Annotated in this window: 24 protein-coding genes and 1 tRNA gene; 8 read left to right on the forward strand and 17 right to left on the reverse strand. The window is 71.8% G+C overall.

What is annotated here, in order from left to right:
* Window positions 1-16 precede the first annotated feature (16 nt).
* The 5 genes from NFX31_RS16300 to NFX31_RS16320 all read right to left on the reverse strand — a co-directional run bounded on the left by NFX31_RS16300 (window position 17) and on the right by NFX31_RS16320 (window position 7652).
* Complete coding sequence (locus tag NFX31_RS16300; protein ID WP_045250877.1) at window positions 17-712, reverse strand: response regulator; 696 nt, start codon at window positions 710-712, stop codon at window positions 17-19.
* Window positions 709-1995: a sensor histidine kinase gene (locus NFX31_RS16305; RefSeq protein WP_262956274.1), complete on the reverse strand. Its 1287-nt coding sequence runs from the start codon at window positions 1993-1995 to the stop codon at window positions 709-711. The genes NFX31_RS16300 and NFX31_RS16305 overlap by 4 nt, the downstream gene beginning before the upstream one ends.
* Window positions 1992-5651 (reverse strand): efflux RND transporter permease subunit, encoded by a 3660-nt coding sequence (locus NFX31_RS16310; RefSeq protein ID WP_262956275.1) that lies wholly within the window; start codon window positions 5649-5651, stop codon window positions 1992-1994. Before NFX31_RS16310 ends, NFX31_RS16305 begins: the two co-directional genes overlap by 4 nt.
* A 238-nt stretch (window positions 5652-5889) precedes the next feature.
* On the reverse strand, window positions 5890-6711 hold the full coding sequence (locus NFX31_RS16315; protein WP_045250875.1) for an ABC transporter permease: 822 nt from the start codon (window positions 6709-6711) through the stop codon (window positions 5890-5892).
* Window positions 6708-7652, reverse strand: coding sequence for an ABC transporter ATP-binding protein (locus tag NFX31_RS16320; protein WP_045250874.1), 945 nt, complete (start codon window positions 7650-7652; stop codon window positions 6708-6710). The genes NFX31_RS16315 and NFX31_RS16320 overlap by 4 nt, the downstream gene beginning before the upstream one ends.
* A 307-nt stretch (window positions 7653-7959) precedes the next feature.
* Between NFX31_RS16320 and NFX31_RS16325 the strand changes: the two genes are divergently transcribed.
* Window positions 7960-8030: transfer RNA gene (locus NFX31_RS16325), tRNA-Gly, on the forward strand.
* A gap of 59 nt (window positions 8031-8089) precedes the next feature.
* On the opposite strand, the gene NFX31_RS16330 is transcribed toward NFX31_RS16325, so the two are convergent.
* Window positions 8090-8614, reverse strand: coding sequence for a putative glycolipid-binding domain-containing protein (locus tag NFX31_RS16330; RefSeq protein ID WP_262956276.1), 525 nt, complete (start codon window positions 8612-8614; stop codon window positions 8090-8092).
* 7 nt (window positions 8615-8621) lie between these two features.
* A complete protein-coding gene (locus NFX31_RS16335; RefSeq protein ID WP_258955370.1) occupies window positions 8622-8750 on the reverse strand; it encodes a hypothetical protein in 129 nt (42 codons plus the stop codon).
* Window positions 8751-8916: 166 nt separating this feature from the next.
* Here NFX31_RS16335 and NFX31_RS16340 point away from each other — a divergent pair, with 166 nt between their 5' ends.
* On the forward strand, window positions 8917-9234 hold the full coding sequence (locus tag NFX31_RS16340; RefSeq protein WP_045250872.1) for a DUF2853 family protein: 318 nt from the start codon (window positions 8917-8919) through the stop codon (window positions 9232-9234).
* Between the two features lie 71 nt (window positions 9235-9305).
* Here the strand turns inward: NFX31_RS16340 and NFX31_RS16345 are convergent, their stop codons facing one another.
* Window positions 9306-9791, reverse strand: coding sequence for a MarR family winged helix-turn-helix transcriptional regulator (locus NFX31_RS16345; RefSeq protein ID WP_262956277.1), 486 nt, complete (start codon window positions 9789-9791; stop codon window positions 9306-9308).
* Between the two features lie 78 nt (window positions 9792-9869).
* Here NFX31_RS16345 and NFX31_RS16350 point away from each other — a divergent pair, with 78 nt between their 5' ends.
* Entirely contained in the window at window positions 9870-11069 is a 1200-nt protein-coding gene (locus NFX31_RS16350) for an FAD-dependent oxidoreductase (RefSeq protein WP_045250870.1), read from the forward strand.
* 26 nt (window positions 11070-11095) lie between these two features.
* A complete protein-coding gene (locus NFX31_RS16355) occupies window positions 11096-12010 on the forward strand; it encodes a cyclase family protein (protein WP_262956278.1) in 915 nt (304 codons plus the stop codon).
* Between the two features lie 29 nt (window positions 12011-12039).
* Here NFX31_RS16355 and NFX31_RS16360 read toward each other — a convergent pair whose 3' ends face one another.
* Window positions 12040-12186 (reverse strand): hypothetical protein, encoded by a 147-nt coding sequence (locus NFX31_RS16360; protein ID WP_175491238.1) that lies wholly within the window; start codon window positions 12184-12186, stop codon window positions 12040-12042.
* A gap of 180 nt (window positions 12187-12366) precedes the next feature.
* Here NFX31_RS16360 and NFX31_RS16365 point away from each other — a divergent pair, with 180 nt between their 5' ends.
* Entirely contained in the window at window positions 12367-12906 is a 540-nt protein-coding gene (locus tag NFX31_RS16365; protein WP_091478009.1) for a GNAT family N-acetyltransferase, read from the forward strand.
* Window positions 12907-12918: 12 nt separating this feature from the next.
* Here the strand turns inward: NFX31_RS16365 and NFX31_RS16370 are convergent, their stop codons facing one another.
* Together NFX31_RS16370 and NFX31_RS16375 are read right to left on the reverse strand one after the other, a co-directional pair.
* The gene (locus NFX31_RS16370; protein ID WP_082072324.1) at window positions 12919-13119 is read right to left on the reverse strand and encodes a DUF2795 domain-containing protein; all 201 of its coding nucleotides are present in this window, start codon (window positions 13117-13119) and stop codon (window positions 12919-12921) included.
* Window positions 13116-13316, reverse strand: a complete 201-nt coding sequence (locus NFX31_RS16375; RefSeq protein WP_045250867.1) for a hypothetical protein — start codon at window positions 13314-13316, stop codon at window positions 13116-13118. Before NFX31_RS16375 ends, NFX31_RS16370 begins: the two co-directional genes overlap by 4 nt.
* Before the next feature lie 146 nt (window positions 13317-13462).
* On the opposite strand from NFX31_RS16375, the gene NFX31_RS16380 reads away from it, so the two are divergent.
* On the forward strand, window positions 13463-15100 hold the full coding sequence (locus tag NFX31_RS16380) for an acyl-CoA dehydrogenase family protein (protein ID WP_103951810.1): 1638 nt from the start codon (window positions 13463-13465) through the stop codon (window positions 15098-15100).
* A 358-nt stretch (window positions 15101-15458) separates the two neighbouring features.
* On the opposite strand, the gene pntB is transcribed toward NFX31_RS16380, so the two are convergent.
* Window positions 15459-16856 (reverse strand): Re/Si-specific NAD(P)(+) transhydrogenase subunit beta, encoded by a 1398-nt coding sequence (gene pntB / locus NFX31_RS16385; RefSeq protein WP_045250865.1) that lies wholly within the window; start codon window positions 16854-16856, stop codon window positions 15459-15461.
* The gene (locus NFX31_RS16390) at window positions 16853-18394 is read right to left on the reverse strand and encodes a Re/Si-specific NAD(P)(+) transhydrogenase subunit alpha (protein ID WP_045250864.1); all 1542 of its coding nucleotides are present in this window, start codon (window positions 18392-18394) and stop codon (window positions 16853-16855) included. The genes pntB and NFX31_RS16390 overlap by 4 nt, the downstream gene beginning before the upstream one ends.
* A gap of 213 nt (window positions 18395-18607) precedes the next feature.
* On the opposite strand from NFX31_RS16390, the gene NFX31_RS16395 reads away from it, so the two are divergent.
* Window positions 18608-19045 carry a hypothetical protein gene (locus NFX31_RS16395; RefSeq protein ID WP_156156776.1) on the forward strand — a complete coding sequence of 146 codons (438 nt, stop codon included), beginning with the start codon at window positions 18608-18610 and terminating at the stop codon, window positions 19043-19045.
* A gap of 31 nt (window positions 19046-19076) precedes the next feature.
* Here NFX31_RS16395 and NFX31_RS16400 read toward each other — a convergent pair whose 3' ends face one another.
* Together NFX31_RS16400 and NFX31_RS16405 are read right to left on the reverse strand one after the other, a co-directional pair.
* A complete protein-coding gene (locus NFX31_RS16400; protein ID WP_045250862.1) occupies window positions 19077-20396 on the reverse strand; it encodes a cation:proton antiporter domain-containing protein in 1320 nt (439 codons plus the stop codon).
* Window positions 20397-20428: 32 nt separating this feature from the next.
* Entirely contained in the window at window positions 20429-21388 is a 960-nt protein-coding gene (locus NFX31_RS16405) for a LysR family transcriptional regulator (protein WP_045250861.1), read from the reverse strand.
* An 83-nt stretch (window positions 21389-21471) separates the two neighbouring features.
* On the opposite strand from NFX31_RS16405, the gene NFX31_RS16410 reads away from it, so the two are divergent.
* Window positions 21472-22512 carry a YeiH family protein gene (locus tag NFX31_RS16410; RefSeq protein ID WP_262956280.1) on the forward strand — a complete coding sequence of 347 codons (1041 nt, stop codon included), beginning with the start codon at window positions 21472-21474 and terminating at the stop codon, window positions 22510-22512.
* Window positions 22513-22527: 15 nt separating this feature from the next.
* Here the strand turns inward: NFX31_RS16410 and NFX31_RS16415 are convergent, their stop codons facing one another.
* Both NFX31_RS16415 and NFX31_RS16420 read right to left on the reverse strand, forming a co-directional pair.
* Window positions 22528-23544 carry a magnesium and cobalt transport protein CorA gene (locus NFX31_RS16415; protein WP_045250860.1) on the reverse strand — a complete coding sequence of 339 codons (1017 nt, stop codon included), beginning with the start codon at window positions 23542-23544 and terminating at the stop codon, window positions 22528-22530.
* Window positions 23545-23640: 96 nt separating this feature from the next.
* A complete protein-coding gene (locus NFX31_RS16420) occupies window positions 23641-24909 on the reverse strand; it encodes a serine hydrolase domain-containing protein (protein WP_262956281.1) in 1269 nt (422 codons plus the stop codon).
* Window positions 24910-25023 lie beyond the last annotated feature (114 nt).

The raw sequence follows: 25023 nt of genomic DNA on the forward strand, positions 1-25023 counted from the left end.
AGAGTAGCCGGTGCCGTCACCCCTGGTCGGTCAGGCCGTTGCGGAACGCGAAGACCACCGCGAGCACGCGATCCCGCATGCCGAGCTTCTGCAGCACCCTGCCGACGTGCGTCTTGACCGTGGACTCGCTCAGCCACAGCCGTTCCGCGATCTCCGCGTTGGACAGCCCCTGCACGAGCGCGTCGAACACCTCGCGCTCGCGGTCGGTGAGCACCTGCAGCCGGGCCGCGGCGGCCCGGCGGTCCTCGTCCCTGGCCCGGCGCGCCGGTTCCTCCGCGGCACGGCTGAGGGCGCCGAAGCGCCGCAGCAGCTCCGACGTGACCCGGGGGGCGAGCACGGCGTCGCCTGCGGCGACCGCACGGATCGCCGCGACGATGTCATCGGCGTCCGAGTCCTTGAGCAGGAAGCCGCTGGCGCCGGCCTCGATCGCCCCGAACGCGTAGGCGTCGAGGTCGAAGGTCGTGAGCACGAGCACGCGGATCCCGCTGCCCGACGTCACGAGCTCCTTCGTCGCCTCCAGGCCGTCCATGCGCGGCATCTGCACGTCCATCAGCACCACGTCCGGCCGATGCGCGCTCGCCAGCGCCACGGCCTCGATGCCGTCCTGCGCCTCGCCCACCACCTCGATGTCGGGCTGCGCGCCCAGCACCATCGCGAGGCCCGCCCGGATCAGCGCCTGGTCGTCGGCGATGAGCACCCGCACCGCGGTCATGCGCCGCTCCGGGGCAGGACGAGACGCACGGCCCAGCCGCCGGCCGTGTCGGGGCCGGCGTCGAGCGCGCCACCGTAGAGCGCGGCGCGCTCGCGCATCCCGAGCAGTCCGCGCCCGACACGGTCGGCGGGCGCCGCCGCCGTCGCGCCGTCGTCGCGGATCTCGGCGTGCACGGCGTCCACGGCGACCCGCACGTCGACCTGCACCCGCGTGGGCGCGTCGGCGTGACGCAGCGCGTTGGTCAGCGACTCCTGGACCACCCGGAACACCGTCATCTGGAGCCCTGCCGGCACTTCGTGCGAATCCGCGGCGCCGGATCCGGCGTCGTGCTCCGACTGTCCCAGATCGAGCTCCAGCCGCACCGGCAGCCCGATGCCGCGGTACACCTCGGCCAGGCGCGGCAGGTCCTCGAGCCCCGTGCCGCTGCGAGCGGACTCCTGCCCGGTCGGCCGCTCCAGCACCCCGAGCACGCGCCGCATCTCGTCGAGGGAGGAGCGCGCGACGCCGCCGATCTGCCCCACCGCCTCCCTGGCACGATCCGGATCCGCGTCGAAGACGGCCCTCGTGCCGTCGGCCAGCCGCACGATCACGCTGAGCGAGTGCGAGACGATGTCGTGCACGTCGCGGGCGATGCGCGACCGCTCGGCGAGGGCGGCCAGCTGCGCCTCCTGATCGCGCTCGTGCTCCAGGATCCGGGCCCGTTCCACGAGCGCGGCCACGTACCGGCGCCGGTTGCCGGCGTTCTGCCCCCACAGCAGTGCCACCAGGAGCAGCAGCAGGTCGAACGCGACCCAGGCCAGCGCGGTGTCCCACCGGGATCCGGAGCGGCTCACGGGCGCGAAGCCGAATCCCGTGAGCAGATGCACGATGCTCAGCGCCACCGTGACCGCGTAGGCGATCGCGCCGGTGATCCACGCACGCGACGTCCGGTCGTACACGGCGATCGCGAACACCGCATAGGCGACCGCGAAGGCCCCGACGTCCAGCGAGAGCGGCAGCAGCACGAGCGGAAGCGTCAGCGAGAGGACGAAGAGCAGCACCGGGTTGCGGCGCCGGAGCAGCATCATCGCCGTCGCCACGATCGCGACCACCGCGATCCCCAGTCCGAGCCCCCACGGCCCGATCGGCCGCGTCGGGATCCCGGGATCCGCGGACTCCGCCGTGAACATCGGCACGAGCGTCAGCCCGACCCAGCTGAGCGTCGTCAGCGCATCGGCGACGCGCGGGTGACGCTGCCAGCGCGACGCGGCGCGGTCCAGGGCGCGCGCGGAGCCGTCGGTCACGTCGCCAGTCTCCCACGGTCGTCCGCGGCGGGAGCGGCGTCCTGCGCAGGATCCTCCTCGCGCTCGAACACCTCCACACCCGCGTCGCGGCCGGCACGACGGGCCGCGCGGCGCTCGCGCCGGGCCTGCCGGCGGTCGTGGCGACGCTCGTACAGCACGACCAGCGCCGGCACCAGCAGCAGCGTGAGCACGGTCGAGGAGACCAGTCCGCCGATCACCACGATCGCGAGCGACTGCGAGATGAACGCCCCTCCCCCGGTGACGCCGAGGGCCATCGGGATGAGCGCGAAGATCGTCGCGCACGCCGTCATGATGATCGGCCTCAGCCGCAGGCGTGCACCGTGCACGACCGCGTCGTCGATCCCCGAGCCGGCGCGACGGTACTCGTTGATCAGGTCGATGAGCACGATGGCGTTGGTCACCACGATGCCGATCAGCATCAGCATGCCGATCAGGGCCGGGATGCCGAGCGGCGTGCCGGTGACCAGGAGCCCCGCGATCGCGCCGGTCGCCGCGAACGGCACGGAGACCAGCAGGAGCAGCGGCTGCACGAGGGAGCGGAAGGTGGCCACGAGCACGATGTAGACCAGGGCGATCGCGGCGAGCATGGCGACGCCGAGCTCGCCGAACGACTGCGCCTGCTCGGCGGCGGCGCCGCCTTCGTCCAGGGTCACGCCGTCGGGCAGGCGCACGGCGGCCACCGCGGTCTGCACGCCGTACGCGGCCGTGGAGAGGTCCGCGCCCTCGGCCGGCGTGGCCGAGACGGTCACCGCGCGGGCGCCGTCGATCCGGGTGATCGTGGCGGGCGCCGAGACGACCTCCACCGTCGCGATGTCGCCCACGCGGATCGGGGTCGCGCGCACGTGCTCGAGGTCGCGCTGCGCCTGCGCCAGCCGGTCGGTCTCGGCCTGCTGGCGCGCTCCGTCGGCCATCGCGTCCCGCGCGGCGGAGATCTGCTCGTCGAGGGTGCTCAGGCCGCTCTCCGCCCCCGCGACGGCCTGGGTGAGCTGCTGCACGAGCTTCTGGTACTCGAGGGCGCTGAGCTGCCCCTGCGTCGCGGGCTGGGAGTCGGCGGGCGGCGGCGAGGCGAGGAGCTGCGCGAGCTGCTCGCGTAGCGAGATCAGATCCTGTGCGCCCGAGGAACGGGCGTCGTAGAGCGACGACAGCTGCTCATCCGCCTTGTTCTGCGCGTCGACCCGCGCCTGCTCGGACATCGTCTCCTGCTCGCGCTGCAGGGCATCCGCCGCGTCCTTCTGCGCTTTCTGGGCCTGCAGGGCCGAGACCGGCAGCGCGAGCGCCTTCACCGCCTCCGGATCCGTCGCCGTCGACTGCGCCCGAACGACCAGGTCGGTGGCCGCGCCGTCGATGCCCACCGTGCCGAGCCGCTCGCCCTGCACGGCGGCCGAGATCGCGGCCCCCACCTCGGCCGTGGTGAAGCCCTGCGCCGCGGCCTTGGTCGCGTCGACCGACACCTTCAGCACAGGCAGATCCGCCGCGAGGTCGCTCTTGACCGTGCCGATGCCGTGGACCTTGCCGAGCGCTGCCGTGAGCTTCTCGGAGGCGGTCGTGAGGGCCTTGTCGTCGGGGCTCTTCACGATCACGTCGATCGACGAGGAGGTGGTCTGCGTCGCCTGGGTCGACACGGTGATGCGGTCGGAGTCCGGGAGTGCGGCGACGGCCTTGCGGATCCGCGGCAGCACGACGGCCGGATCCGCGTCCGGCGCGATCACGACGTCGAGGGTGACCGGCGCGCCCTGCTCGCCTGCGGTGGTGCGGTAGGAGGCGACGCCCTTCAGCGAGCCGACCTTCTTCTCCAGCGCGGTCGCGGCCTTGTCCGACACGGCGAGCGTGGCATCCAGGGGCATCGTCTGGGTGACGGTCACCGCACGCTCGTCGGCGAAGCTGCCCAGCATGTCGGTCTTCAGGAATCCGGCTGCCACGATCGTGCCGGCGAAGACCACGACCGAGATCAGCACGACCGCGACGGGCCGGCGCAGTGCGAACAGGAGCGAGGGCAGGTAGGCGCGCTGCATGCGCGTGACCCGCTCGGCGGGATCCGCCTGCGCCTGCTCCTGTCCGACCGCGGCGCTCGCCGGCACCGGCGCGGCCTCGGAGCCCGTCGCCGCCGACCCTCCCTGCGTCTGCTCACCCGCGACGGTCGGCGCCTCGACGGCGGCAGCGGTCCGCGCCGGCCGGCGCAGGAACCAGTACGCGAGCACGGGCACGATCGTGAGGGAGACCAGCAAGGAGGCCAGCAGCGCGATGGTGACGGTCAGCGCGAACGGCCGGAACAGCTCGCCGGCCATGCCGCCGACCAGGGCGACCGGCAGGAACACCGCGACGGTGGTCAGCGTGGACGCGGTCACCGCCCCGGCCACCTGCCGCACGGCGGCGAGCACGTCGGCGGGAGTGAGCGGTGCGGATCCCCGTCGGCGCGCGATGTTCTCGATCACCACGATCGAGTCGTCCACCACGCGGCCGACCGCGACGGTCAGGGCGGCGAGGGTGAACACGTTGAACGAGAAGCCGCCGACGCGCAGCCCGATCACCGCGATCAGCAGCGACAGCGGGATCGACACGGCCGTGATCACGGTCGCCCGGGGCGAGAGCAGGAAGACGAGGATGATCAGGACCGCGAAGACCAGGCCCAGCCCGCCCTCGACGGCGAGATCATGGGTCGACTTCTCGATCATCGTCGACTGGTCGAACAGCACCGTGCTCGTCGCGTGCCCGCCGAGCGAGGGCAGCGCCTTGCCGACCGCGGCGCTGACGGCGTGCGAGACCTGCACGGCGTTGGCCTCGGGGGTCTTGGTGATCGTCAGGCTCAGCGCGGGGCGCCCGTCCGCACGGGAGACGGTGCTCTGCGGAACGGGGGCGAGCTCGACGGTCGCGACCTCGGACAGCGCGACAGGGCCCTTCGCGGTCGGGATCGGCATCGCCGAGATCCGCTCGATCGACGTGCCTTCCTGGCCCACCTCGATCGCCATCGCGCGCGTCCCGTCGCTGCTGGTGCCGGCCGGGACCACGACGCCCGCGGTGCGCAGCAGCCCCGACACGGCGGACGCGTCGATCGACCGCGCCGACAGCTTCGCGGGGTCGAGCGTCACGAGCACCCGCTGGGCGACGCGTCCGGAGACCTGCACGGCGCGCACGCCGGCCACGTGCTCGATCGCGGGGACGAGGGTCTTGTCCACCCGATCGGCCAGGGCCCCGAGGTCGCCGTCGGCCGTGATGGCGAGGCTCTGCACCGGGATGTCGGCGGAACTGCCGGCGTAGACCTCGGTGTGCACGCCGTCGGCGGTGGATCCTGCGGCCGTCGCGGCCGTCTTGAGGTCGGCCAGGATCTTGGTGTCGTCGCGGCCGAACGCCCAGTTCACGGTGAGCTGCGCGCTGCCGCTCGACGTGCTCGCGCGCACCTCGTCCACCCCGGTCACGGATCCCAGCGCATCGGACAGCGGCTTCACCACGTCGTGGTCGAGCGTCTCGGCCGAGGCGCCGGGCTTGGTCACGACCACTACCGCGGCCGGCTGCGACATCGACGGGAGCAGCTCCTGCTTCATGCTGCCGGTGGCCCACAGGCCCGCCCCCACGATGAGGATCGTGAACAGAGCCACGACGGCGCGGTTGGCGAGGCTGAGTCGGGTCAGCAGGGTCACGGATCCTCCAGGCGATCACGGGCGCGGGGCACCCCGGCTGCCGCGACCTGCGACGAGCCATGACTTCAGCCAACCGGCCGCACCCGGTCCAGCACATCCGCTTCCGGGAGGATCACGCGCGCGCCGGGGTCGTCCTCAAGTACCACATCCGCATGCGGCGCCATCCGACACATCGCTCCCTGCTCGACGAAGCCCCCTCCGCGCAGGCGGAAGGGGCTTCGTCCAGGGATCCCGAGGCTCAGGCGTCGCGCGAGCGCAGCACCGCCCAGGAGCCGAGCAGCCCGGCGGCGACCCATGCGCCGAGCGTGAGGAAGGCCACGCCCGCCGAGAGCGGGGCCGTGTCACTGGGCAGGATCGCGTTCTGCGCGGCCGACAGCGGCAGGTAGTTCGCGGCGTCCATCACCCACTTCCACGACTCGCCGGCGAAGGCGAAGAAGGTCGACATGATCGGCAGCACGAACAGCAGGCCCACCGTGGCCGCGATCGCGCCGGCGCCCGAGCGCAGCAGGAAGCCGAACGAGACGCCGATCAGCGCGCACACCGCCATCGTGACCGAGGCGGAGAGCACCGGCAGGATCACCTTGTCCGGCTGCCCCCATTCGAGACTCTGCCCGTGCCCGCCGAGGATCGCCGAGACGAGCACCGCCGAGATCACGAACATGACCAGCGAGGCAAGGAACAGGAAGACGGCGAGCACCACAGCCTTGGCGACCAGGACGCGACCGCGGCGGGGGTCGGCGGTGAGGGTGGAGCGGATCATGCCCGTGGAGTACTCCCCGGTGACCGCGATCGCACCCAGGATCCCGGCCAGCAGTGCCGTGAACTGGATCGGGGAGACGACGGCCATGATGCCGTTGAGACCGCGCGGCGCCTGGCCCGACGAGGTGAGGGCGAAGGCGATGAGCACGCCGATGCCGATCGTGAGGGCGGCTGTGATCGCGATCGACCACCACGTGGAGCGCAGCGTCGTGAGCTTGATCCATTCGCTGCGGAGCGTCCGCGGCAGGGACAGGCGGTAGCCGCCCGCGAGAGCGGGGGCGGCGGGGGCGACGGCGCTCATGCGACCACCTCCGGGATCGGGGTGCCGGCTTCGGGCACGGCGCGGGTGCGGTATTCGACGGCGTCGCCGGTGAGGGCGAGGTAGGCGTCCTCGAGCGAGCCGCTCGTGGGGGTGAGCTCGTGCAGCGCGATGCCGCGCTCCGCGGCGAGATCGCCGATCCACCAGGCCTCCGGACCCGTGACGTCGATCGTGTCGTGGCCGGATCCCTGGACCACGGCGCCGGCCGCGACGAGCAGCTCGCCCAGCTCGACGGCTCGCGGGCTGCGGACCCGCACCTGGGCGGTCGTCCACTGCTCGACGAGCTGCGACAGCGGGGCGTCGGCGAGCACGCGTCCGCGGCCGAGCACGATGATGTGGTCGGCGGTCTGCGCCATCTCGCTCATGAGGTGGCTGGAGAGCAGCACGGTGCGCCCCTCGGAGGCCGCGTGCCGCACGAAGTTGCGCACCCAGAGCACGCCCTCGGGGTCGAGCCCGTTGACCGGTTCGTCGAGGATGAGCGTGTGCGGGTCGCCGAGCAGCGCTGCGGCGATGCCGAGCCGCTGCCCCATCCCGAGCGAGAAGCCGCCCGCGCGCTTGCGCGCGACGGATCCGATGCCGGTGATCTCGATGACCTCGTCCACGCGCGACGCCGGGATCCCGTGCGTCGCCGCCATCGCGCGCAGGTGGTTGCGGGCGGTGCGACCGGTGTGCACGGCCTTCGCGTCGAGCAGCACGCCCACCTCGGTGAGCGGTGCCCGCAGCCCGCGGTACTCCTGGCCGTTCACGGTCACCCGGCCCGTGCTCGGCCGGTCCAGCCCCACGATCATGCGCATGGTGGTCGACTTGCCGGCGCCGTTGGGGCCGAGGAAGCCCGTGACCGTTCCGGGACGCACGGTGAACGACACGTCGTCGACGGCGGTCTTGGGTCCGTATCTCTTGCTGAGGCCCTCTGCGGTGATCATGCCTTCGACGCTATGCGGCCGCCGTGCCCCGGCGCATCCGCCTGGAGGATGACTCGGGGAACCCGCGAGGATGATTCCGGATAACCCGAACGTCGTCCCCGCCCGGGCTCCCCGCGCGCGGTCTCCCCGCGCGCGGTCGCTCTGCTCTCCCGCCGGCGCGTTTCCCTCCCCGCACCTCGTTTCCCTCCCCTCATCGGCACCCGCACGGGGAGGGAAAGTCGCGGCGGGGAGGGAAACCGCCCGATGAAGCAGGGCGGATCGCGGAACCGCGGGCGTTTGTTATGCTGGCCAGGCGTCCCTGACGCACGGGGCTGTAGTTCAATGGCAGAACTTCTGCTTCCCAAGCAGACAGCGCGGGTTCGATTCCCGTCAGCCCCTCCGATCGCACAAGGGTCCTCGCCGCCGGCGGGGGCCCTTCGTCGTGTCCGGCAGACGGGCTACTTCGCCACACGCACGAACAGCCCGGGGTAGTCGAGCACGAGGCCGGAGGCGTCGACGAGGATCTCCCGGCGGAAGTCGCTGTCCCGCGACTCGTACAGGTAGCGCTCGCTGCTCAGGCGGGTGTAGCGCTGCGGATCCGGCAGCACCTCGAGCGCGTCGGTGACGTATGCGGTCACGATGTCGCGGGACTCACCGGGCTCCAGGGCCAGACGGCGGATCGGCAGCGTGTTGGTGAAGGGGCTGAAGGACAGGTCGATGTCGATCGCCGCACTCAGGTCGGGGCGCGGCACATCGTTCACCCGCCATTCGCCCGCCGACGATCGGGCCAGGCGCAGGGTTCCGTCGAGGTCGTCCTCGACCGTGAGATCCACGAACTCCCACCGCTCCGTCAGCCGGGCGGCATAGCGGATCACGCGACCAGGGCTCTCCACGACCGATGTCGCATCCACGCCGCCCGCCGCGACGGACAGCTCCAGCGTCTCCGTGCTTCCCGTCTCGGCACCCCGCCAGCGGATCCGCATGATGCCGTCAGCCGATCGACTCGGCGAGGGAGACGATGATGCCCTCCGGACCGCGGACGTAGGCCATCCGGATGGCGTGCTGCCATTCGTGGTCGAAGCTGCGCACCCGCGGGGGCGAGCTCTTCTCGGTGTTCATGCACGAACCTCGTTCCTGGCGGCCGGCGTCCTCGCCATGGTAGGCGGACGGCGCGTCCGCGGGCAGGGGATCGAGGGAAGAACTTCCTCTTCGCATCCATGGCTCCGGCGTCTAGGATCTCTGGCGAGCGAGGCATCCGAGCCGAGCCGGAGCGAAGGAGTTCCCCATGGCCGATTGGGCCGCTGACGTCAAGATCTACCGTCCCAACGCCGACGAGGCTGCGATCGCGGGTCTGCTGAAGACCTACCGCCTCGTCATGGACAGCCAGGACTCGGCGTACGTCGCCTTCTCCGACAAGGACGAGGTCGAGACCGTCAAGACCAATTTCCTCAAGAAGAAGCTCGGTCTCACCGAGTCGGACGCCGTGCTCGACGCCGCGCTCGACGAGGTCAAGGAGACGATGAAGGCGGACCGCACCAAGAGCCGCATCACCGTCTACTACCTCCTCGCCGAGAAGTTCGGCAAGCTCGACCTCTTCCACTGAGCGCCTGCTCCGACGCAGACGACAGGGCCGCAGCCGCAGGAGCGACTGCGGCCCTTCTCGTGCGGTCGACGTCAGCCGCGGGCGTCACCGCGCAGGCGATCGATCTCCGCACGGTTGACCTCGGCGGCACGCGCCAGAAGCTCCGCCGCGAACTCGATCTGCTCATCGCTGAGCGTGTCGAGGTAGACGTTCCACTGCTCGGCCACCCGCCCGTACACCGGCCCCACTCCGGCGAGGATCGGATCCGGATCCGCGGTCACGAGCACCCGGCGGCGGTCGTTCTCATCGCGGCTGCGATGCACGTAGCCGGCCCGCTCGAGCCGGTCGATCATGGCGGTGACCGCGCCTCCGGCGGTGAGCCCCGTGCGCGCCGCGAGCTCGCCCGGAGTGGCCGGACCGCTGCTCAGCAGGAGGCCCACGGCCTGCAGGTCGGTGCCGTTGAGACCGACCGATCGCGCGACGGCGTGCTGGAAGAGCACGGCGCGCGCCATGAACTCCTGCATCGCCGCGCTCTGACGGGCGATGGCAGCAGCACGACGTGCGGTCGGTTCGGACATCTGCTATTCTCTCTATTATCGAGAGACTCTGAAAACGAGACTCTCTGTCTTACTCCAGACTAGCGAAAGGCCGGACCGATGCCCAAGGCGCTCATCATCGGCGGCGGGGTCGCGGGACCCGCCGCCGCCCTCTTCCTGCGACGTGCCGGCTGGGAGGCGGAGATCTTCGAGGCACGCCACCGACCCGACGCCTTCGGCGGCCTCTTCCTCAACGTCGCGACCAACGGCCTCGCCGTTCTCGACACGCTCGGCCTGAAGGCGCGCCTGCTCGAAGACGGCCACCTGAGCCCGTACATGGAGATGCACAGCGGCCGAGGCCGGAAGCTCGGCACGGTGCCGAACGGCCCCGCCGGCGAACCCGAGCGGGGCAGCGTCGTCGTGCGACGCGAATGGCTCAATGCCGTGCTGCGCGAAGCGACCGAGAACGCCGGCATCCCCCTCACCTGGGGAGCCCGACTCGAGCGCATCGAGGAGACGCCCGACGGCGTCACTGCTCACTTCGCCGACGGCTCGCAGGCGACCGGCGACATCCTCATCGGCTGCGACGGCGTCGGATCCCCGACCCGGCGATGGATCGATCCCGAAGCGCCGGATCCCGCGTACAGCGGACTGCTCAGCATCGGCGGGTTCGCCCGCGTCGACGGGCTCGAGCCCACCCCGCTCACGCAGCACATGGTGTTCGGCACACGGGGGTTCTTCGGATATCTGGTGCGCGACGACGGCACCGTCTACTGGTTCGCGAACCCGGCCAGAGCGGAGATGGACCGCGATGCCCTCCGCGCAGTGCCCGGCGAGACGTGGCTCGACGAGCTGCGGGCGGTGCACTCGGAGGATCCGTACCCGGTGCCGCAGATCCTGGACAACGCGACCGGCGCGGTCGGGGCCTACGGCATCTACGAGCTGCCGCACGTGCCGCACTGGCACCGCGGCAGGGTGGTCGCCGTGGGCGACGCCGTGCACGCGACCTCGCCGAGCGCGGGCCAGGGCGCCTCACTCGCCCTGGAGGACGCGGAGACCCTGGCCCTGTGCCTGCGCGATCTGACGGCGCACGAGCAGGCGTTCGCCCGCTACCAGCAGCTGCGGCAGCGCCGCGCGGAGGACGTCGTGAAGTACTCCCGCGCGATCAGCCGGCAGAAGACGGCGACCTCGTCGAAGCTCGCCGTCCTCCTTCGGGACGCGCTGCTGCCGCTGTTCCTGCGCGGCGCGACGCGGGACACCCGCAACAACCACCTCTACAACCACGTCATCCGGTGGGAGCGATCAGCCCTCGACGCGTGACCCGCGAGCCTCGCCATACTGGGGTCATGACCTCCCCCGAGTACCGCGCGCACTTCGGCTTCGACATCGCCTTCGCCAACGGCGGCGGCATGCACGGCGACGGATTCCGCCTCGATCTGCCCTCCGCCGACCTCGACGCCGACGCGATCGCGCTGCTCCTGGTCCGCCATCTGGGTCTGGCGCTCGTGGAGTCCGCGACGCTGCGCGACCTCGAGATCGTCGCCGAGCCGCACCGCGGCAGCCGGGGCGTCGAGACGCGGCCGGCGGCGGCCGACCGGCGCCTCGTCGACCTCTCGCACCCGATCCGCGCCGGACTGATCACCTATCCCGGGCTCCCCGCGCCCGAGATCACGCCGTTCCTCACGCGTGCCGACTCGCGGGAGAAGTACGCGCCGGGCACGGAGTTCGCGATGGACGTCATCACGATGATCGGCAACACCGGCACGTATCTCGACTCGCCGTTCCACCGCTATGCCGGCGGCGGCGATCTCTCGTCCCTGCCGCTCGAGAAGCTCGCCGACCTCCCCGCGGAGGTGTTCCACCTGACCGACGCGTGGACGGCCGAGCGGCGCGGCATCGCGCCGGAGACCCTCGCCGATCGCGACCTGCGCGGCGCCGCCGTGCTGCTGCACACCGGATGGGACCGGCTCTTCGGAACACCGGAGTACGGCCGCGGCGCACCCTTCCTCACCGGCGCCGCGGCCGCGGCGCTCGTCGACGCGGGCGTCGCGCTCGTCGGCATCGACTCGATCAACATCGACGACACCGAGTCCGGCGGCGAGCGGCCGGCGCACTCGCTCCTGCTCGCGGCCGGGATCCCGGTCGTCGAGCATCTCACCCGCCTGGGGTCGCTCCCGGCCCGCGGCGCGCGGTTCACCGCCGCTCCCCCGGCCGTGGCCGGGTTCGGCACGTTCCCCGTGCGGGCGCACGCCATCGTCTGACGGCGCCGCCCGCGCGGACACGGCTCCGATCAGAGGCCCTCGATGCCGCCCTCGAAGCCGAGCGTCGTCTCGACCGACGGCGGCGGGAGCGGTCCGCCCTCTTCATCCGTCTCCGTCACTTCCTCATCGACCGCATCCTGCTCCTCGAGTCGGTCGTCGTCCTCGTCGCGTCCCATTCCGTCCTCCTCGCAGCTCGCCGTCCGGGCGTCGACATCCGCGTCGACGGGGCTCGCACCGACCGGATCCGCCCTCTTCCGGGCAGGCTATGCCGGGGCCTCGGCGTTGGCAAGGCTCCCGTGGCGCTGCTCGGCCCCGGTTCCCGGAGCCGTGTCGGACCCCACGGGTAGCGTGTCCCCATGTCCACAGCTCCGACCGTCACGCTCCGTGCCCGCACCGATGCCGACCTCGATGCGCTCTACAGCATCGCGTCCGATCTGGACACGTGGGAGGAGCGCAATCCCGGTCGCCCGGTGACGCCGACGCGCGAGGCCTGGCAGGCGCGTCTCACCGCGCGGGAGGCGGATCCGGGCGGCAACATGAGTTTCGTCATCGACGTCGCCGGCGCGGCCGTCGGGACCGTCGGCCTGTTCGACGTCGACGACGTCGCGCAGCACGCGGAGGTCGGCATCGCCCTCATCGCGTCCGCGCGCGGTCGGGGCATCGGCACCGAGGCGATGCGGCAGATCCTCGAGTTCGCGTTCGTGCGCGGCAATCTGCGTCGCGTGCACCTCGAGGTGATCTCGTCGAACGCGGCCGGGATCCGCTCCTACGAGAAGGCCGGCTTCGTGGTGGAGGGGCGCCAGCGCGAGCACGCCTGGGTGCGCGGGCAGTACGAGGACCTCGTGCGCATGGGCGTGCTCCGCGAGGAGTGGCAGGCTGCCCGAGACGGCCGGTGAGCGGCGATCGCCTCAGCGGTCTCCGAACAGCTCTGCGTTGACCTCGGCCGGCCCTTCGTAGCTCCGATCCGGCAGCCCGGCGAGCGCGTCGACGATGACATCGGCCGCACCGCGATCCTTCGCGGCGGCGACCAGGTCGTCGCGCGACGCCGGATAGCTCACTCCGGAGAGGTGCTCCTGCACGGCGAGGGGGTTGGGCAGCACGGCCATCATGCGCCTCCCTCCTGCGCGGCCCGCGCGTCGTGCGCGACCGGATCCTCGTCCTCCTCCACCGCGGTCGCGCGCTCCTCGTCGACCTGCGCCGGCGGCTGGTGCTGCAGGTGGGCGCGGTCGTCGTTCGGATCGCCCGAGCCCGTCGGCGCGGCGCGCGTCTCGTCCTCCGGATCCGTCTGGTCCCTCTGATCGCTCATCTCGTCCTCCTTCTCGGCGCCCGAAGCGGCACCGCACACCCATGCCACCTCTCGACGCGACATGCGCCCAGGGTCTTGACAGCCGCCGTCGCCGCCCGCTCCCGATGGCGTAGCGTCGGAGCAGACCGTGATCGAAGGGGATCCGCATGGCGACGCACACCGTGACGAACCAGGCTCCTCCTCGCGAGGGGCTGGACGAGTTCGCCCTCGACCTGCCCCTCGCCGAGGGCGTCCGGCGCCACGGCGCGTCCTGGGCGGAGGCGGGGCTGAGCGTGACCGGGCGCCTGGTCGGATCCGCCGGGTTCCAGCACGATGCCGAGCTCGCGAACGTGCACGAGCCCTCGCTCACGGCGTTCGACCGCTGGGGACGACGCATCGACGAGGTGGAGTATCACCCGTCCTATCACCGGGTGCTCGGCGCAGCCGTCGCCGCCGGCGCGCACACGGCGGCGTGGGCCGACCCGCGCCCGGGCGCCCAGGTGGCGCGGGCGGCGCACTTCCTGCTGTTCGCACAGGTCGAGCCGGGCCACGCCTGTCCGGTGTCGATGACCCACGCGGTGGTCCCTGCGCTGCAGCAGTTCGCGCCCGCCGACCTGCGCGCGCAGTGGCTGCCGCGGCTGCTCTCCCGCGACTACTCCCCCGAGCTCATCGCCGGAAAGACGTCGGCCCTGTTCGGGATGGCGATGACCGAGAAGCAGGGCGGATCCGACGTGCGCGCGAACCGCACCGCCGCCGTCCCGGCCGCCGACGGATCCTGGATCCTCACCGGTCACAAGTGGTTCTGCTCGGCGCCGATGTCCGACGGCTTCCTGGTGCTCGCCCAGGCGCCCGCCGGGCTCAGCTGCTTCCTGGTGCCGCGGGTGCTGCCGGACGGATCGCGCAACGCCTTCCTCATCCAGCGCCTCAAGGACAAGCTCGGCAACCGGGCGAACGCCTCCAGCGAGGTCGAGTTCGACGGCACCGTCGGATGGCTCATGGGCGATGAGGGCCGCGGGGTGCGCACGATCATCGAGATGGTGAACCAGACGCGCCTGGACTGCATGCTCGGCACCGCCGCGGGCATGCGGCAGGCGTCGGCGGAGGCGATCTGGCATGCGCAGCACCGGGCGGCCTTCGGCGCCCCGCTCGCGGAGCAGCCCGCGATGACCCAGGTGCTCGCCGATCTGGCGGTCGAGACCGAGGCCGCGATCGCCGCGTCGCTGCGGGTCGCCGCCGCGTACGAGGCCGACGCCCCCGCCGCCGACGAACCGTTGCGGCGGCTGGCCACGGCGGTGCTGAAGTACTGGATCTGCAAGCGCGGGCCCGGCCACGCCGCCGAAGCCCTCGAGTGCCTCGGCGGCAACGGCTACACCGAGGCGTTCCCGCTCGCACGCCGTTATCGCGAGCAGCCGGTGATGGCGGTCTGGGAGGGATCCGGCAACGTCATCGCGCTGGATGTGCTGCGTGCGATCGCGCGCGAGCCCGAGACGGCCGACGCGCTGCTCGCCGAGGTGCGCCTCGCGGCCGGCGCGGACGCCCGGCTCGACGCGCACCTCGACGACACCGCGCGGCTGCTGCACGAGGCGCAGCGGGATCCGGCATCCGCCGAGGCGCAGGCCGGGGCCCGCCGGCTGACGGAGGCGCTCGCGGTGGCCCTGCAGGGCTCGCTGCTCGTGCGCAGCGCACCGCCCGCGGTCGCCGACGCGTTCGTCGCGTCGCGGGTCGGCGACGTGCGCGGCTTCCTCTACGGCGCGACCTCCGCGCGGGATGCCGCCGCGATCGTCGCCCGGCACGCGGGCGCTTGACCGCGACCCGCCGCCCGACACGCCAGCGCCTGACCGCGCCCCGCCCTGCGGATCCGCGCGCGAGATGGAAAACGTCGCTCGCACGTGCCCCGCAGCAGCGAAATCCATCTCCGCACGCGCAGCAACCCTGCGGCGAGATGGAAAACGTCGCTCGCACGTGCCCCGCAGCAGCGAAATCCATCTCGCTCGGCACACGGATCCTGGTCCGAGATGGAAAATGGCGCCCGCGCAAGCTCCGCAGCAGCGAAATCCATCTCGCTCGGAGGCGGACCCAGGCCCTGGCGTGGGCTCACCCGAAGCTCCCGGGCTGCGGATCCGGTCCGCCCCGACCGGCGGGACGGGACCGGATCCGATCCGGTCACAGCGCGGCGATGATGTCCTCCACGCGCTGCTTGGCGTCGCCGAACAGCATCTGCGCGTTGTCGCGGAAGAACAGCGGGTTCTGCACACCGGCATAGCCCGCGGCCATGGAGCGCTTGAACACGATCACGTTCTCGGCCTCCCACACCCGGAGCACCGGCATCCCCGCGATCGGGCTGCCCGGATCCTCCGCCGCGGCGGGGTTCACGGTGTCGTTGGCGCCGATGACGAGCACGACCGACGTGTGCGCGAGGTCGTCGTTGATCTCGTCCATGCTCAGGACGATGTCGTACGGCACCTTCGCCTCGGCGAGCAGCACGTTCATGTGCCCGGGCAGACGACCGGCGACGGGATGGATGCCGAACCGCACGTCGACCCCGCGCTCGCGCAGACGCTGCACCAGATCGGCGACCGGGTACTGGGCGTGTGCGACGGCCATGCCGTAGCCGGGAGTGATCACGACGCTCTTCGCCGAGGTGAGCAGCTCCGCGGCGCTGGTCGCGGTGATCTCGCGGTGCTCGCCGTGCTCCTCGTCGGACGAGGTCGAGGCCACGATGCCGAAGCCCCCCGCGATCACGGAGAGGAACGACCGGTTCATCGCCTTGCACATGATGTACGAGAGGTAGGCACCGCTGGATCCGACGAGCGCGCCGGTGACGATGAGCAGGTCGTTGTTGAGCAGGAAGCCCGCCGCCGCGGCCGCCCAGCCGGAGTAGCTGTTCAGCATCGAGACGACGACCGGCATGTCGCCGCCGCCGATCGAGGCGACCAGGTGCCAGCCCAGCGCGAACGCGAGCACGGTGATCGCGATGAGCAGCCACAGCTGCTGGTCGATCACGAACCAGACGGTGAGCACCAGGAAGGCGACCAGCGCGAGGATGTTCAGCGCGTTCTTCCCCGGCAGCATGAGCGGCTTGGACGAGATCCGCGCCGACAGCTTCAGGAACGCGACGATGGATCCGGTGAAGGTCACCCCGCCGATGAAGATCCCGATGAAGACCTCGGCGTTGTGGATCCCGACCAGCGCGGGGGCGATCTCGGCGTGTGCGAGGTGGCCGTTCCAGCCGACGAGCACGGCGGCGAGCCCCACGAAGCTGTGCAGCAGCGCGATGAGCTCGGGCATGCCGGTCATCTCCACGACCCTGGCGCGCCACAGTCCGATCCCCGCGCCCACCAGCAGCGCGACGAGCAGGAAGACGAGGCCGATCACCGCGCCGCCCGACCAGGCGCGGGCGACCGTGAGCGACACGGTCGCGATCAGGGCGATCGCCATCCCGGAGATGCCGAAGACCACACCCGAACGGGCGGTCTCGTGCTTGCTGAGACCGGCGAGGCTCAGGATGAACAGCAGCGCCGCGACGATGTACGCGGCGGTGGAGAGGGCTCCGACGGTCACTTCTGGCCGCCCTTCGTGAACATGGCGAGCATGCGGCGGGTCACCGCGAACCCTCCGAAGATGTTGATGGACGCGAGCAGCACCGCGATCGCGGCGAGCACCTGGACGACCGGATCCGGATCCGTGATCTGCAGCATCGCGCCCACGACGATGACCCCGGAGATCGCGTTGGTCACCGACATGAGCGGGGTGTGCAGCGCGTGGTGCACCTTGCCGATCACGTAGAAGCCGATCACCACCGACAGGGTCAGCACCGTGAAGTGCTGCGGCAGCGGCGCCGGCGCGAACGCGTTGACCAGGAAGAGCGCGGCGATGCCGAGCACGATCAGCAGGGCCTTGCGGCCCGCCGACAGGCCCTGTTTCTGCGGCGCCTCGATCGGCGTCGACGCGACCGGGGCCTTCGCCGGGGCTGCCGCCACCTGCACGGGCGGCGGGGGCCAGGTGATCTCCCCGTCGCGCACGACGGTCACCGAGCGCTGCACGACGTCGTCGAAGTCGATCGTGAAGGCGCCGTCCTTGCCCGGGGTGAGCAGGGCGACGAGGTTGGCGACGTTCGTCCCGTACAGCTGCGACGCCTGGGCCGCCAGGCGCGACGCGAGATCGGTGTAGCCGAGGATGATCACGCCGTTCGGCGTGACGGTGCGCTCGCCGGCGACGGATCCCTCGACGTTGCCGCCCTGGCCCGCGGCCATGTCGACGATCACGCTGCCTGGCTTCATCCGGGCGACGTCGGAGGCGGTGATGAGCCGCGGTGCCGCACGTCCCGGGATGAGGGCGGTGGTGATGATGATGTCGACGTCGGCGGCCTGCTCGGTGTAGATCTCGGCCGCCCGCCGGTCGTACGCCTCGCTCGTCGCCTTGGCGTAGCCGTCGGTGGACTTCTCCACCGCCACGTCGACGGGCAGGTACTCGCCGCCGATCGAGGTGACCTGGTCGGCGACCTCCGGCCGGGGGTCGGTCGCGCGCACGATCGCGCCCAGGCTCGACGCGGCGCCGATCGCGGCGAGACCGGCGACGCCGGCGCCCGCCACGAGCACCTTGGCCGGCGGCACCTTGCCCGCTGCCGTGACCTGGCCGGTGAAGAAGCGCCCGAACTCGTGCGCGGCCTCCACCACGGCGCGATAGCCGGCGATGTTGGCCATCGAGCTGAGCACGTCCATCGACTGGGCGCGCGAGATGCGCGGAACCGCGTCGAGGGCGAGCGCCGTGATGCCTCGCTGCGCGAGGGACTCCACCAGATCGGGCCGCAGCGCCGGCGACAGCAGCGCGATGATCGTCGCCCCGTCGGCGAGCAGGGCGATCTGCTCCGCTCCGGGCGCCGTGATCGCCAGCACGATCTCACTGCCCCATGCCCGGGCGCGATCGACCAGCTCCGCCCCGGCGGCCGCGTAGGCCTCATCCGGGTAGGACGCATCGGATCCCGCTCCGCGCTCCACGACCACGTCGTGACCGAGCGTGCGAAGCTGTGCGATCGTCGCCGGGGTCGCGGCCACGCGCGACTCTCCCGCAGGCTCTCGGACGATGCCGATGACTGCCATAGCTACCTCCTCCATGCCGTCGGCGATGACGGGTGGTGTGCGCTGCGCACTATGCGGCACCCTCGCCGGACAACCTGCTCAGAGTACTGAGCGGGACGACGCGGATCCCTTGGCTTTTCGCGATCTTACGCGCTAAGAATCCCGGATCTTTCCCTCCTGGCAACGACGGCGACCGCGTGTGCGCGACAGCGTCGGCCGCGTAGGCTCGTGGGCATGGCACCGGATTCTCGGCTCATGGCACTGCTCGGAGACTGGACGGGGACGGAGGAGCTGTTCCCCACCGCGTGGACGGAGGCCGGGACGGCCCGCGGAGCCCTCAGCGTCGAACCGGGCCCCGCCGGCGTGCTGCTCGACTACGTCGAGGCCCGCGACGGCGCCGAAGGTGCTCCGCTCGTGGCGCACGCCGTGGTCGCCGGAGAGGGCTTCTGGTGGTTCGACACCTACGGCTTCACCCCTCAGGCCCCCGGATCCGCCGAGTGGGTCGACGAGGCGCTGGTGCTCGACCGCCGCTCCGACCGGGGACGCACCGTGATGCGCCTGCGCGCCGACGGCGACCGGCTGACGGTCGAGCTGGACTCGGCCGTGCCGGCTGATGCGGCGCCCGCGCCGCTCATGCGGGGCGTCTACACCCGGCAGGCCGCGCAGGGCTGACCCCGGCGGCGCACCGGAGCGCCGGCCACGATCAGTGCCCGGGTGACGGCACCCGGGCCTTCGCCGCGTCGTCGCCCTCCGGGGCGAGACGGCGCAGCACGAGCGGCGCGAGGACGCCGTGCAGCAGGATGCTGCCGACCACGGTGGTCACCATCGCGGTGAGCACGAGGTCGCCCGCGTCGTCCGGCAGGGCGTTGTATGCGAGGAGGCCGAAGACGATCGTGGCGGTGCCGCGCGGACCGAGCAGCCCGATCCTGACCCGATCGCCGCGGGGCACCGAGCTCCCCATCAGCGACAGGTACACCGGCCCGAGCCGCAGCAGCGTGAGGGCGAGCAGCGCGAGCAGCACGATCCGCACGTCGAACGAGACGGTGAAGACCAGCAGTGTCGCCCCGCCCAGCATGAACCACACGAAGTTCGCCGTGAGGGTGCCCACCTCCTCGACGAGCAGCAGCTCCTCATGCGGGATCACGCGCTCCGCCATGCCGCCGGTGCGGGCGACACGGTAGATGAGGCCCGCCACGAAGGCGGCGACGAAGCCGTTGGCCTCGAGTGCCGGGATGGTGGCGATCCCGTAGGCGATCAGGGGCAGCAGCACCATGACGAACCGGGCGCCCCCGGCGTCGGCGACTCCGCGGTCGCGGGCGGCGCGCATCGCCAGCCCGACGAGCCCGCCGAGCGCCACACCGATCACGATCGCGACGAGCGTGGCCGGCACCGCGTTGAGGAAGGCCTCGACGAACTTCTCGCCGTTGTGGCCCACGTCCTGTTCGTCGAGCGTGAACGTGTCCTTGCCCGTCCGGAGGTACTCGCGCACGAGCGGCTCGATGATGACGGCGATGGGCAGCGCCATGCCGAAGATCGGCGAGACGAGTCCGTCGTTGTAGCCGCTCTCCACGTTCAGGATCGCGCGCACGCGCTCCGGGAGCAGCCGAGAACGCAGCAGCCGGGTGGCCGGGGCGAAGTCGGTCGGCATGATCACGCAGGCGATCACGCCGATCACGGCGAACGACTCCGGCACGAGCCAGCCGCACAGGATCGCGGTCAGCAGCAGGGAGAGGGGCAGGGCGATCAGCACGAGACGCGCGGTGACCTTGCCCTCCCCGCCGAAGATCCCGCCGCGCACCTCGGTCGCGTCCGCGAAGAGGAGGACCGAGAGCACCACCTCGACGACCTTCTCGGTGACCGGCGAGTCGAGCGAGACGCCGAACGCGTCGAGGTTCCAGACCGTTGCCGCCGCACCCAGCACCAGCAGCATCGCAGGACCCGCGATGCCCCAGCGCTCGAACCGATGGGAGATGAGCGACCACAGCAGGACGGCGATCAGGCCGATGAGCACGAACGGCGGCATCCGGATCCTTCCGTGGAGGGCACGCTCAGAGACTACTGCGGCGCCGGGGTCCTTCGTCCCGCCTGCGCCCTCGCCGTCTGTACGGCCACGTCGATCAGCTCCCGCCCGGACGCGGACAGGTCGCGCGCACCGCCGCGCCACAGCGCCGTGATCGGCCGCACGACCGGATCCCCCGTCGTGCGGACGGCGCGGAGGCGTCCGAGCCTGATGTCGTCGGCGGCCTCCCTGCGGCTCAACACCGCGGCGCCCAATCCGTTCGCGACGGCCGAGCGCACCGCCGCCGACGTCGGCAGCACGACCGCGGGTGCTGCGGCGTCGCGCCCGAGCCGGCGGCGCACCTCGTCCTCCCACGCGCGCCGGGTGCCGCTGCCCTCCTCGCGCGCGACGAGGGGTTCGGTGGCGGCCGTCTCGAACGCGATGGGACCGGTCGCGGTCCACGGGTGCTCCGGCGCCACGACGAGCGCGAGCTCGTCCCGGTCCACCGTGGTCGAGCCGAGGTCGGAGGGGACCTCGCTCGACTCGATGAACGCGAGGTCGGCGCGCCCATCGCGCACGAGGGCCTCGGCGTCGGTGCTGTTGCCGGAGAGCAGCTGCACGGCGGTCGGGGTCCGTCCGTCGGCGAGCTGCTGCCGGCGCAGCTCCACGAGCCAGAGTGGGAGCAGCCGCGCCGACACCGTCTGGCTCGCGGCGACCGTGAGCCGCGCGGTGCTCTCGCCGCGGAGCGTGCGGGTCGCCGCACGGAACCGCGCGGCCGCCGCGAGCACGTCATCGGCCCAGGAGGCGACCACCTCGCCCTCGAGCGTGGGCCGGGTCCCGGACGGGGTGCGGTGGAACAGGGCCAGTCCGAGCTGACGCTCGATCGCGCGCAGCCGCGTGGACGCCGACTGCTGGGTCACCCCGATCTCACGCGCCGCCGCCGAGATGGAGCCGGTGCGCACGACGGCCACCAGCAATTCGAGCGAGCCGATGTCGGGCATCGATCCATCGGCCATGCGCACACCCCACAGTCTCTGCCTGTATCCCTATCGAGCCTAGCCGGATACCGCGGGGCGCGGCCACGCACGAGCCTGGATCCATGATGTTCCGCCCTGCCCGCACGCTGCCGTCCCGTCTCGCACTGCGGGCGGTCGAGGTGCTGCCGGGGCTCGCGCTCACCGTGCCGATCGCGATCGCCGCCACCCTGATCGGATCCGCCGTGCCCGTGCTCGGCTCGGCACTGCCCGCGATCGTGATCGGCGTCGCGATCGCGGTGATCCGGCGGCCCGGTGCGCGGTTCGTGCCGGGAGTGGAGTACTCCGGACGGTTCCTGCTGCAGATCGCGGTGGTGCTGCTGGGCGCGCAGCTGTCGCTCGACGCGATCCTCCGGGTGGGAGCGGAGTCGCTGCCGATCATGCTCACGACTCTCGCGGTGTGCCTCCTCGGCACCGCCGTGATCGGCCGGGCGCTGCGCGTCGCCCCGCGACTGCGCACCCTCATCGGCGTCGGGACCGGGATCTGCGGCGCCTCGGCGATCGCCGCGGTCTCGCCCGTGATCGGCGCGGTCGGCGCCGAGGTCTCCTACGCCGTGTCGACGATCTTCGTGTTCAACATCCTGGCCGTGGTGCTCTTCCCGCTGCTCGGCCACGCGCTCGGACTGGATCCGCACACGTTCGGACTCCTCGCCGGCACCGCGGTGAACGACACGAGCAGCGTCGTGGCGACGGCGAGCGTCTTCGGCGCTTCCGCGCTCGGGTTCGCGGTGGTCGTGAAGCTCGTGCGCACGCTCATGATCATCCCGATCTCGGTCGGCCTCTCGGTGATCGAGTCGCGTCGCGCGGCCGATGGCCGGCGGATGACGCTGCGCGGCGCGATCGGGCTCGTGCCGTGGTTCCTGATCGGGTTCCTCGTGGTCGCGCTGCTCGGTTCCCTCGGCGGGATCCCCGCGGCTCCTCGGGACGCGATGGTGCACGCGAGCGGCTTCCTGATCGCGGTGGCCATGGCGGGGATCGGCCTGTCGACGGATGCAGCCGCGCTGCGCAGCGCCGGCTGGCGGCCTCTGCTGCTCGGCGCGATCCTGTGGATCCTGGTCACCGTCACGGCGCTCGCCGTGATCGCCCTCACCGGCTTCGGCCGCTGAGGGGCGGGGATCCGGTCAGAGCCAGCCGCGCTTCTTGAACACGAGGTACAGCGCGAAGCCGCCGCCGACCATGAGACCGATCGCCATCGGATAGCCGGCGGCCCATTTCAGCTCCGGCATCACCTCGAAGTTCATCCCGTAGATGCCCGCCACGATCGTCGGGGCGAAGAAGATCGCCGCCCAGCTGGAGATCTTCTTGACCTCCTCGCCCTGGCGCATGCTCTCCTCGGTCATCCGCCGCATCTCGTCGTTCTGACGCCGGGCGACGATCGTCGCCTCCACGGTGAGCGCGTTGTCGAGGTTCGCCCGGAAGGTCGACACCCGCTCCGAGAGGGCGATGATGTGATCGAGCACGTCGCGCAGGTAGCGCTGCAGCTCGAGGTCGACCGCGTACTTCGCGGATCCGCGCAGCAGGTTCTCCAGCATCGGCTGCAGCGGCTGGGTCGCCTTCTGGAAGTCGATCACCTCGCTGCTGAGCTCGTAGATGCGCTGCGTGACGTCCGAGTCGTCGAGGAACAGCTGCGCCTCGATCTCGTCGATGTCGTTCTCCAGGCCGGCGAGCACCGGCGAGTACTCGTCGACGAGCTCGTCGAGCACGGCGTACAGCACCGCCTCGGGGCCTCGTGCGAGCAGCTCGGGGTCGTGCTCCATGCGTCCGCGCACGCGGCTGAGGCTCGGGGTCTCGGCATGGCGGATGGTGACGACGAAGTTGGGGCCGACGAAGACGTGGAGCTCCCCGAACTCCACCTCCTCCGCCGCATCCAGGTACCGAGCGGGGCGCAGCACGACGAAGAGGGTCTCTCCGTAGCGCTCGAGCTTGGAGCGCTGATGGCCGGTCAGCGCGTCCTCGACGGCGAGCTCGTGCAGTCCGAACTCCGCGGCGACCTGGCGCACCTCCTCCTGACTGGGACGGTACAGGCCGATCCATCCCATGCCGCCCCGCGCATGCATGAGCTCGAACGTCTCGTCGAGCGTGTGCGGGGTGTCGGTGCGGACGCCGTCCACGTAGATGCCGTTGTCGACGATGGCCATGGCTGCTCCTCGGAGTCGTGCAGCGCTTCGCAGGGCCTGCCGGACCGTGCGGCGGCAGGCCTCGCGACGCGCGAGGGAGACGTCGAACGGACCGGGTCAGCCCTGCGGCAGCGGGCAGACGGCCGCGCCGTCGACCGCCTTAGCGTAGTCCTCCGGGGTGAACGGCAGAGCGAACTCCGGGGCGGTGCGGCCCTTTCCGGCGGGCACCTTGGAGGCGATCGCGGAGAGCTCGAACGCGAGATCGCCGATGAAGGCCGACCCGACGGTGGAGTCGTTCAGCACCACCACGACCGTGAAGCCGGACGCGGGGTCGGAGTACGCGGCGGTGAGGTACCCCGGGGTCCCGCCGTGCTGGCCGATCATCGAGCCGACGAGGTATCCCCCGCCCGTGGCCTTGTACCAGCTCGGCGCGCCGTCCGCGACGGGGAGCGGGGATCCGAAGCGCTTGGGCGTCTTCTTCTCGCGCAGCGCCTGCGCCGCCTCTGCCTGCATGTACCGGCCGAGGTCCTTGATCGTCGAGACGACGCCGGAGTCGGTGTATCCGTTGCTCGACGAGCTCACGGTGATGTCGGCGGGCTTGGCGCACTGGTACGCGCCGTCGACCTGAGGAAGGTACGAGCCGTTCAATGCGGGCTCCGGCGACGGCGCGGCCGCCTTCGGCCCCGGCAGCGAGGTCGCGTCCAGGCCCAGCGGCGCCGTGACGTACTGCCGGATGAGCTGCGACGCGGTCTGTCCCGTGGCCCGTTCGAGCGCCTGCCCGAGCAGCAGGTACCCGGCGTCGGAGTCGCGGTAGCCGGTGTGCGCCGGCGTGCGGTCCTGCGCCAGGCCGTATGAGGCGAGCTCCTTGGGGTCCCACTGGCGGTCGGGGTTGTTCAGCCACATGGGCGTGGCGATCGCGGCCGAGGATCCGATGCCGCTCGTGCCGTTGCACAGGTCCAGCAGCGTGACGTCCTGCAGATCCGGCACGCCGGAGACGTACTCGGTGATGCTGGCGTCGAGCTTGACGGTGCCGCGGTCGGCGAGCGCGTACAGCACGTCGCAGGTCATCAGCCGGGTGACGTCGCCGATGCGGAACGACATGTCGGTGCTGACCGGCGTCTTGTCCCCGGCGGCGACCGTGCCCAGGCCGGTGACGTACGAGCCGCTCCACGGCGCCCAGACGCCCAGCAGCGCCCCGCTGGAGCCGCTCGCCGCCATCGCGCGCTGCACGGCGCCCTTGAGCTGGTCCTGCACCGCCGACGGCAGCGAGCCCTCGACCTGCGGCTTCGGCGAGAACGTCGGGGTGAAGTCGCCGCCGGAGCAGCCGCTCAGCACGAGCGCCGCCGCGATCGCGCCGACGATCAGCGCTCCCGCGCGTCGCCTCATGTTCCGACCCATTCGCCCCCCTGACATCCTCACGATTGTAAACGGCGCGTCTCCGGGTCCACGTCATCCCTGCGGATGATCCGGGCTGTCCTGACCGGATCGTGATGAACGCCC

The organism is Microbacterium azadirachtae (genome assembly GCF_025583665.1).
Classification (GTDB): domain Bacteria; phylum Actinomycetota; class Actinomycetes; order Actinomycetales; family Microbacteriaceae; genus Microbacterium; species Microbacterium azadirachtae.